At 73.8% G+C, this 7,865-nt stretch carries 11 protein-coding genes and 1 pseudogene; 8 read left to right on the top strand and 4 right to left on the bottom strand.

All coding sequences use genetic code 11. The features are described 5' to 3' along the window. Positions 1-314, bottom strand: a 314-nt coding sequence (locus tag RYN42_RS18630; protein WP_315098620.1) for a hypothetical protein, incomplete at its 3' end; no start/stop codon positions are given. Between the two features lie 178 nt (positions 315-492). Here RYN42_RS18630 and RYN42_RS18625 point away from each other — a divergent pair. The 7 genes from RYN42_RS18625 (at position 493) to RYN42_RS18595 (ending at position 5,544) form a co-directional block, all read left to right on the top strand. After that, a complete protein-coding gene (locus tag RYN42_RS18625; protein ID WP_315098615.1) occupies positions 493-822 on the top strand; it encodes a PadR family transcriptional regulator in 330 nt (109 codons plus the stop codon). Then, on the top strand, positions 822-1,331 hold the full coding sequence (locus RYN42_RS18620; protein WP_315098612.1) for a hypothetical protein: 510 nt from the start codon (positions 822-824) through the stop codon (positions 1,329-1,331). The genes RYN42_RS18625 and RYN42_RS18620 overlap by 1 nt, the downstream gene beginning before the upstream one ends. After that, entirely contained in the window at positions 1,328-2,446 is a 1,119-nt protein-coding gene (locus RYN42_RS18615; RefSeq protein WP_315098610.1) for a hypothetical protein, read from the top strand. The genes RYN42_RS18620 and RYN42_RS18615 overlap by 4 nt, the downstream gene beginning before the upstream one ends. Next, positions 2,443-3,552, top strand: coding sequence for a hypothetical protein (locus RYN42_RS18610; RefSeq protein ID WP_315098609.1), 1,110 nt, complete (start codon positions 2,443-2,445; stop codon positions 3,550-3,552). Before RYN42_RS18615 ends, RYN42_RS18610 begins: the two co-directional genes overlap by 4 nt. A gap of 80 nt (positions 3,553-3,632) precedes the next feature. Continuing rightward, positions 3,633-3,887, top strand: a complete 255-nt coding sequence (purS, locus tag RYN42_RS18605; protein WP_315098606.1) for a phosphoribosylformylglycinamidine synthase subunit PurS — start codon at positions 3,633-3,635, stop codon at positions 3,885-3,887. After that, positions 3,884-4,579 carry a phosphoribosylformylglycinamidine synthase subunit PurQ gene (gene purQ / locus RYN42_RS18600; RefSeq protein ID WP_315098604.1) on the top strand — a complete coding sequence of 232 codons (696 nt, stop codon included), beginning with the start codon at positions 3,884-3,886 and terminating at the stop codon, positions 4,577-4,579. Before purS ends, purQ begins: the two co-directional genes overlap by 4 nt. A gap of 5 nt (positions 4,580-4,584) precedes the next feature. Next, the gene (locus tag RYN42_RS18595; RefSeq protein WP_315098601.1) at positions 4,585-5,544 is read left to right on the top strand and encodes a GNAT family N-acetyltransferase; all 960 of its coding nucleotides are present in this window, start codon (positions 4,585-4,587) and stop codon (positions 5,542-5,544) included. Here RYN42_RS18595 and RYN42_RS18590 read toward each other — a convergent pair. Then, the gene (locus tag RYN42_RS18590; RefSeq protein WP_315098598.1) at positions 5,472-5,852 is read right to left on the bottom strand and encodes a hypothetical protein; all 381 of its coding nucleotides are present in this window, start codon (positions 5,850-5,852) and stop codon (positions 5,472-5,474) included. The two genes, RYN42_RS18595 and RYN42_RS18590, sit on opposite strands and share 73 nt — an antisense overlap. Before the next feature lie 44 nt (positions 5,853-5,896). Here RYN42_RS18590 and RYN42_RS18585 point away from each other — a divergent pair, with 44 nt between their 5' ends. Beyond that, on the top strand, positions 5,897-6,379 hold the full coding sequence (locus RYN42_RS18585) for a pyridoxamine 5'-phosphate oxidase family protein (protein WP_315098595.1): 483 nt from the start codon (positions 5,897-5,899) through the stop codon (positions 6,377-6,379). Between the two features lie 4 nt (positions 6,380-6,383). Here the strand turns inward: RYN42_RS18585 and RYN42_RS18580 are convergent, their stop codons facing one another. Continuing rightward, positions 6,384-7,643 carry an O-succinylhomoserine sulfhydrylase gene (locus RYN42_RS18580; RefSeq protein ID WP_315098592.1) on the bottom strand — a complete coding sequence of 420 codons (1,260 nt, stop codon included), beginning with the start codon at positions 7,641-7,643 and terminating at the stop codon, positions 6,384-6,386. Continuing rightward, a pseudogene (locus RYN42_RS18575) lies at positions 7,640-7,759 on the bottom strand (rhodanese-like domain-containing protein); the annotation flags it as partial. The gene RYN42_RS18580 and the pseudogene RYN42_RS18575, both read right to left, overlap by 4 nt. Positions 7,760-7,865 lie beyond the last annotated feature (106 nt).

Raw genomic sequence — 7,865 nt, 5'->3', positions numbered from 1 at the left:
GCGACGGGCACCGCACCCAGCATCCCCGCCAGGGCGGCCACCTCCACCCCGGCCAGGGGGAACGCCTCGACGTCGCCCAGGTCGACCACCCGGTCACCGGCCCGAACCTGCGGTGCTGCCCCGGGACGCCCGCCACGCCCCGAGTCCGCCCACACCACCGCCGGCGAGGAGAGCGACGCCGGCGAGGTGGGCAAGGCAGGCGAGGTGGGCCCGAAGGTGGACGGCGGGAACGCGACCGGCACGGACGCGGACCTTGCAGGCAGGCCGTCGTCGGCCACGTCACCGGCACGAACCAGCTTGAGCACCGCCGCCATCACCTCCACCTCCGCTTCCGCCGCCTCGACGCGCCCTGCCCGATATAGAACAAATGTACGAGCGACCACTGACACGCGCCCCTGACCTGTGCACAAGCGGTGCCACCCGAGCGGATCACCACCCCGGCTGTTGCCCGCATGGGTCGCCACGCGATATATATCCCCTATGGCATTCCGGATGAGCGAGCAGGCGTACTTCGTCCTGCTCTCCCTCGCCGAGCAGCCACGCCACGGCTACGGGATCGTGCAGGCGGTCAAGGCGCTGTCGGACGACCGGGTCCGGCTCGGCGCGGGCACGCTCTACGGCATCCTCGACCGGCTGGTCGAGGCGCGGTACGCCGAGGCGTCCGGCGAGGTCGTCGTCGACGGTCGCCTGCGCCGCTACTACCGCCTGACGTCCGACGGCCTTGCGGCCCTCGCGGCGGAGACCTCGCGACTGACTGACCTCGCGTCGCTCGCCAGGCGCGTCCTCGCGGCCCGCCCGCGGCCCGCGCTCGGAACCTCGTGATGACCACCATCGAGCGCTCCGCCGCCCTCTGGCTGCGTGCGTACCCCCGGCGCTGGCGGGTGGACCGGACGGCCGAGGTCACCGAGCTGCTGACCGACCTCGCGCCGGCCGGGGCCACCCGAATCGACTTGCGGACGGCGGTGGGACTCGTGCGCGCCGGATGGGCTGCTCGTTGGCGTGGGCGGCCGCCGGTGTGGGCGTTCCTGGTCTACCGACTCACCGACCGCCGACCCTCCGCGCGATACGACGCGTGGCTCCGCGACGATCTCGACGGAGTGCTCTACCCGGTCCGCGTCGCGAGCACGCTGCTCCTGGTGCCGGGTCCGGCGCTCCTGACCCTGTCGCTCGCTCTGGACGGCCCGATGTGGCCGTCCGCCGTGGCGCTCGCGTTCGTGTACGGCGGGACCGTGGCCGAGCACGCCCGAGGACGCGCGGCGAAGCGGGAGGTCCTGTTCGGAGCGCCCGCGGAGATCGGCCCGATGGGTCCGTACCGAGGTCTCGACCGATGACCGACGAGCAGCTCCAGCGCTCCGCCGCCTTCTGGCTGCGCGCGTACCCGCCGGCCTGGCGTGCCGAGCGTGCCGCGGAGGTCACCGCCGTCCTCGTCGACCTGGCCGGCGACGGCGCACGGCGGCTGGACCCCCGGACCGCCCTCGGCCTGCTGCGCGGCGGCATCGCGACGCGCTGGCGTCGGACACCGCCGATGCGGGTGTACCTGCCCTACCGGATGCTCGACATCCGCGTCCCCGCCCGGTTCCGCGAGTGGGTGCGCCAGGACATCTCCTCGCCCGGGAACCTGCGCCGCAACCTGCTGGGCCGCGCATGGCTGTTCGTGCTGCCGCTCTACCAGGGGCTCACCACGGGCTTTCGCGACGAGAACCTCGTCCTGTGGACGGCTCTCGCGGTCGCCGGAGCTGCCACGCTGTTGTGCGTCCGCCCGGACGCCGCGGCGCGCCGCAGGTTGCAGCACCACGCGCGCCCCGGTCCCGGCGAGCCGCGCGAGCTGGGCGCGTTCGTCTGGGTGCGCACGTCACGCGCTCGCATCGCCGGCGAGCCGGGATCGCGCGCCCTGGTGCTCCTGCTGGCGGTCGGTGCCGCAGCCTGGTCGGCCGCTGCGCTCCTGGCGCCCACCCGCGTCGTGTTCCGTGCCCTCCCGTGCGAGCTGCCCTCGACAGGACTCTGCACCGAGATCGACTCGGCGGTCGTGGCACGCGAGGCCCCGGACCTCGCGGTCGCACCCCTGGTCGTCGTCGCCCTGCTGGGTCTCGCCCTCGCCGTCGTCGTGGCCCGACGCCTCGACCGCCGACTCCCCGCGCGGCCCGACCAGCCCGCCCGCCACGTCCTGGGTCTGCGACCGCAGGCTCGCGTGGGCATCGCCCTGTGGATCGTCCTCGTCGTCGCGGCGGCGCTGGCGGAGGCCACCGGTGCCTGGGTGCACTCGGTCTCCGTGGTGACCGCGCCGGTGTGCCTGCTGCTGCTCCCGTCCGCCGTCGCGATGCAGCGGCGAGCGGTGTCCGATGTCGCTTTCGTCGACCTGCGGCACGTCGCCTGGACCGGCCGCCCGGTCGAGGTCGACCGTCACGACACCGAGCTGGTCCCGGTCGCCCTCCAGGAGCTGCGATGACCGTCGACCCGCGCTTCGAGCGCTCCGTGCATCGCTGGCTGCGCGCCTACCCGCCGCGGTGGCGCCGCGAGCGGGCCGACGAGGTCACCGCGTTGCTCGCCGACCTCGCCGACCCGGGCGCCACACGCGTGGACGCCCGCACCGCCGTAGGCCTGCTCCGCGCCGGGTGGGCGACGCGCCTTCGCACCCGTCCCCCGCTGCGGTACGCCCTCGCGTACCGGCTGCTCGACCGCCGCGTCCCCGCCCGGTACCGCGGGTGGGTGCGCGACGACCTCGAGGGGGAGGGCAGCCCGGTGCGGGTGCTGGTCACCGTGGCGGTGGTCGCGTTCCTCGTCTCGGTGGTCATCCCACTGGTCACGGGCGGCCGGCCGCACGTCCCGTCAGCGGGCTCGTTCGGGGTCATGCTGGGCATGCTGGTCGGGATCCTGGCGCGAGGCCCGCAGATCACCCGCAAGCGCGCCGGCAAGCACCTGGTGCCAGATGTCGGCGAGGAGGTCACGAGCGAGACGCTCCTGTTCGGCTGGGTCCTGCGCGACCGCCTCCCGGCCCGCGGCACCACCGGCCCGCTCACCCTCGCCGTCGTGATCACGGCGGGGGCCGCCCTGACCGCCTGCCTCCTGGCACCGACCGCCCTGGCCGCCGGGTCGTGCGGGGCGGCGTGCGTCGAGACGGTGAGCGCCGGCCGCGCGGGCATGCCGGCTCCGCTGACGGCCGCCCTCGCCGTAGCACTCGCGGCAGGTGTCCTCGGGGCGCTCCGGGCGCGGGCCCTGCTGGACCGTCTCGTACCGGTACGCCCCGCGCAGCACGCCCGGCGACTCGTCGCGCCGACGCCGCGGCACCGGATGATCGTCGCGACCGCGACCGCCTGCCTCGTCGGCATCGCGTGGCTCGAGGGCAGCGGGCGCACCGACCTGTTCTTCACCGTCGGGATCGCCGTGGCCGCACTCGTGGCGCTCCCCGGCATGGTCGTCGCATCCCGCACCGCGCGGACCGGTCCGGACGACCTCGCGCTGGTCGACGTCCTGACGATCGCGTCGACGGGGCGGGTCCCGCGGGTCGACACCTACCAGGAGAGCCTCGTCCCGGCCCTCCTGGCCACGGACTGAGCAGCCGCGCGGGACGCCCCGGGGCACTCGCTAGAATCGCCGCGACCCCCCACCGCCGCGCGAACACCTGGAGCCCTTTCGTGGGACGAGTCGTCGTCGATGTCATGCCGAAGCCCGAGATCCTCGACCCGCAGGGCAAGGCCGTCGCCGGCGCCCTGCCGCGGCTCGGGTTCGGGCAGTTCGCGTCCGTGCGTCAGGGCAAGCGGTTCGAGCTCGAGGTCGACGGGCCGGTGACCGAGGAGATCCTCGCGGCGGCGCGTGAGGCCGGCGAGCACGTGCTGTCCAACCCGGTGATCGAGGACGTCGTCGCGGTCTACGAGGACGTCCAGGCATGACCCGGATCGGCGTCGTCACCTTCCCGGGCACGCTCGACGACCGCGACGCCGCCCGCGCGGTCCGCCTCGCCGGCGCGGAGGCCGTGAGCCTGTGGCACGCCGACGCGGACCTGCACGGCGTCGACGCCGTCGTCCTGCCCGGTGGCTTCTCCTACGGCGACTACCTGCGCGCGGGCGCCATCAGCCGGTTCGCGCCGGTCATGGGCGAGATCGTCGACGCCGCGCACAAGGGGCTGCCGGTCCTGGGCATCTGCAACGGCTTCCAGGTGCTCACCGAGGCCCACCTGCTGCCCGGCTCGATGATCAAGAACGACCACCTGCACTTCGTGTGCCGCGAGCAGGTCCTGTCCGTCGACAACGTCGACACCGCCTGGACCCGCGACTACACGGCGGGGGAGCGCATCACGATCCCGCTGAAGAACCAGGACGGCCAGTACGTGGCCGACGAGCGCACGCTCGACGAGCTCGAGGGCGAGGGCCGCGTGGTGTTCCGCTACGAGGGCGGGAACCCGAACGGCTCGCGGCGCGGCATCGCGGGCATCTCCAACGCGGCGGGCAACGTCGTCGGCCTCATGCCGCACCCCGAGCACGCGGTCGAGCCGGGCTTCGGCCCCGACGGCGCGAAGGGCCCCCGCACGGGCACGGACGGGCTGCGGTTCTTCACGTCGGTCCTGACGACCCTCGTCGGCTGAACCAGGTGGTGCTGACCCTCGTCGACTGGGACGACCCCGACGCCCTGCGCCTGCGCACCGCGCAGCAGGCCGAGCTCCTCGCCCTCTACGGGGAGGAGGACCTCGGCCACGAGATGACCGGCGAGAGCATCGTCGCGATGCTCCTGGTGCGCGTCGACGGCGAGGCGGTCGCGTGCGGCGCGCTCAGCGACCGCGGTGACGGGGTCGGCGAGCTCAAGCGGATGTACGTCGACCCGGCACACCGCGGCCGCGGGCTGTCCCGTGCGGTCGTCCGCGAGCTCGAGCGCCTGGCGACGGAGCGCGGCTTCCACCGGCTCGTCCTGGAGACCGGCGTGCTGCAGGCGTCGGCCATCGGCCTCTACCTGAGCGAGGGCTACCGCTCGATCCCGAACTTCGGCGAGTACGCGACGGAGGCGCAGTCGCGCTGCTTCGCCAAGGACCTGACCCAGGCGACGCCCCGGGCGCCCCGCACCGGCGAGCGGCCGACCGTCACGCTCACGCACGCCGACTGGTCGGACCCCGTCGCGACCGCGCTGCGCCTCGCCATGTGGCGGGACATCGAAGTTCGCTACCCCGAGATCCCCGCGATGACCCCCGGCGGTTTCGACGCGGACGACCCGAGGCAGGGCGTCGGGGCGCTGTCCACCGTCATCGCCTGGCTGGGCGACCGCCCGGTCGGTTGCGCGACCCTGCGCGCCGCCCGCGACGGCTACCCGGCGGGTTCCGGCGAGCTGAAGAAGGTGTGGGTCGAGGACGACGCCCGGGGTGCCGGCGCCGCCCGCGCGCTGCTCACCGCCATCGAGGACGACGCCCGTGCGCTCGGCCTGACCAGCGTCGTGCTGCAGACCGGCATCCGCCAGCCCGAGGCGGTCTCGCTCTACCTGTCCGCGGGCTACCGCCCGGTCGTCCCCTTCTTCGAGTACGAGGGCGACGACCTGTCGCTCTGGATGGCCAAGGACGTCTGAGCGAGGACGCGAGCGATCTCGGCGAAGCGCATCCACTCGTCCTCGGCCGACGGCGGCAGCGCGACCCAGTCCTTGAACTGCCGCCCGCTGTCACCGGGCTCCCAGACGGCCGCCCCGGGCAGCGCCAGCGCCTCGGCGAACGGAGCGCTGTCCCGCCCCAGCTTGACGGCCAACCGGTCTCCGCCGATGTGGGCGGCGAACATGGTCGACCCGACCTTGAGGATCGGGCGGCCCATCATCTGCGCGCGCGTGGCCCCTCGGGCCACCAGGTCGTCCGCGAGCGCGTCGTAGTCGGTCTCCTCCGTCATCCCCCGAGCATGCAGCATCCGTACGACATGCCTACGGTGGCCGCATGACTCAGGACGACGAGCGGGCCACGGTGGCCGCACTGATCAAGGACGCGAAGATCGCGATGCTCACCACGGTCGCCGCCGACGGTTCGCTGGTGAGCCGTCCGATGGGCGTGCAGGACGTGGACTTCGACGGGGACCTCTGGTTCTTCGCCGACGCCGACAGCCACAAGGTGCACGAGATCGAGGCGGGCAGCCCCGCGAACGCCGCGTTCGCCGACGCGACCGCCTGGGTGTCCCTGTCCGGCCCCGCCGAGGTGGTCCGCGACGTCGCGAAGAACCGCGAGCTCTGGGGCGCGACGGCCGAGGCGTGGTTCCCCGACGGGCCCGAGACCCCCGGTCTGGTGCTCGTCGTGGTGCACGGGGAGTCCGCCGAGTACTGGCACGCCAAGGGAGGCCGCCTGACCACGGCGTTCAGCCTGGTCAAGGCCAAGCTCACCGGCGAGCGCTACGACGGCGGCGAGAACGAGACCGTCCGGCTCTGAGGGCTCAGCCCGCGAGCGTCTCCAGCGCCTGACCCAGGTCGTCCAGCAGGTCGGCCGGGTCCTCGAGCCCCACGGACAGCCGGACCGTCGACTCGGCGATGCCCACCGCCGCGCGCCCCTCGGGGCCGAGCTTGCGGTGGGTGGTCGTCGCGGGGTGCGTGACCAGCGACTTGGCGTCACCGAGGTTGTTGGAGATGTCCACGATCCGCAGGGCGTCCAGCACGCCGAACGTGGTCTTCTTCGCCACGTCGGGTGTCGCGCCCTCGGGCACGGCGAGGTTGAACGTCACGACGGTTCCGCCCCCGGACTGCTGCGCGAGGGCGAGGGTGTGCTGCGGGTGGGACGGCAGGTACGGGTAGCGCACGAGGGAGACGCCGGGCTGCTGCTCCAGCCACGTGGCCACCCGGAGCGCCGACGCCGTCTGGTGCCGCACGCGCAGGGACAGGGTCTCGAGGCCCTTGAGCAGCACCCACGCGTTGAACGCCGACAGGGACGGCCCGGTGTTGCGGACGAGGGTCTGCACCGGACCGTGGATGTACTCGTCGCTGCCCAGGATGGCGCCGCCGAGCACCCGTCCCTGGCCGTCGATGTGCTTGGTCGCGGAGTACACGACGACGTCCGCGCCGAGCTCGAGCGGCCGGGACAGCACGGGCGTGGCGAACACGTTGTCGACGACGACGACCGCGCCCGCCGCGTGCGCCAGCCGGCTGACCGCCGCCACGTCCACCAGGTCCTGCATCGGGTTGGACGGCGTCTCGAAGAACACGACGTCGGCCGGCGTCGACAGCGCCTCCTGCCACTGCGCCAGCTCGTGCCCGTCCACGTAGTCGGTCCGGACGCCCCACTTCGCCAGGATCTCCTCGAAGATCACCACCGTGGACCCGAACAGCGCCCGGGCCGACACGATGCGTGACCCGGAGCCGACCAGCGCGGCGAGCGACGTGAACACCGCCGACATGCCGGAGGCGGTGGCGTAGGCGGCCTCGGCGCCCTCCAGCAGGCGGAGGCGCTCCTCGAACGTGGACACCGTCGGGTTGCCGTACCGGGAGTACAGGAACCGGTCGGCGTCGCCCGCGAACGCGGCCTCGGCCTCGGCCGCCGTGTCGTAGACGTACCCCTGCGTGAGGAACAGCGCCTCGGAGGTCTCGTTGAACTGCGAGCGCACCAGCCCGCCGCGCACGGCGAGGGTGTCGGGACGCAGCCCGTCGCGCGGCGCGCGGCGGTCGTCCCAGTCGGCCGGGCCGGGGACGCGCGGGCCGCTCACGCCTGCCGCCAGGGCAGCCCGGCCGCACGCCAGCCGCTGTGGCCGCGGTGGCCGTCCGGACCGACGTCGCCCTCGAACCCCTCGAGCACGTTGTACGCCGGACCGAGGCCCGCGGCGGGGGGGGGCCGGGCGGGGGGGGCGGCGGGGTGTCGTCTGTTAAAAACCACCCGCGACTCGTTTCATAAACTCTCTCAGAACTGCACCAGGCGGTCACAGCTCAGC

The sequence above is a fragment of the uncultured Cellulomonas sp. genome (assembly GCF_963527515.1).
GTDB lineage: Bacteria > Actinomycetota > Actinomycetes > Actinomycetales > Cellulomonadaceae > Cellulomonas.
This window is presented reverse-complemented; position numbering and strand designations above follow the sequence as displayed.

Coding starts and splice junctions, on each gene's coding strand:
- RYN42_RS18625 (WP_315098615.1), top strand. CDS start 493: ATGAGCGAGCAGGCGTACTTCGTCCTGCTCTCCCTCGCCGAGCAGCCA.
- RYN42_RS18620 (WP_315098612.1), top strand. CDS start 822: ATGACCACCATCGAGCGCTCCGCCGCCCTCTGGCTGCGTGCGTACCCC.
- RYN42_RS18615 (WP_315098610.1), top strand. CDS start 1,328: ATGACCGACGAGCAGCTCCAGCGCTCCGCCGCCTTCTGGCTGCGCGCG.
- RYN42_RS18610 (WP_315098609.1), top strand. CDS start 2,443: ATGACCGTCGACCCGCGCTTCGAGCGCTCCGTGCATCGCTGGCTGCGC.
- purQ (WP_315098604.1), top strand. CDS start 3,884: ATGACCCGGATCGGCGTCGTCACCTTCCCGGGCACGCTCGACGACCGC.
- RYN42_RS18590 (WP_315098598.1), bottom strand. CDS start 5,852: ATGACGGAGGAGACCGACTACGACGCGCTCGCGGACGACCTGGTGGCC.
- RYN42_RS18585 (WP_315098595.1), top strand. CDS start 5,897: ATGACTCAGGACGACGAGCGGGCCACGGTGGCCGCACTGATCAAGGAC.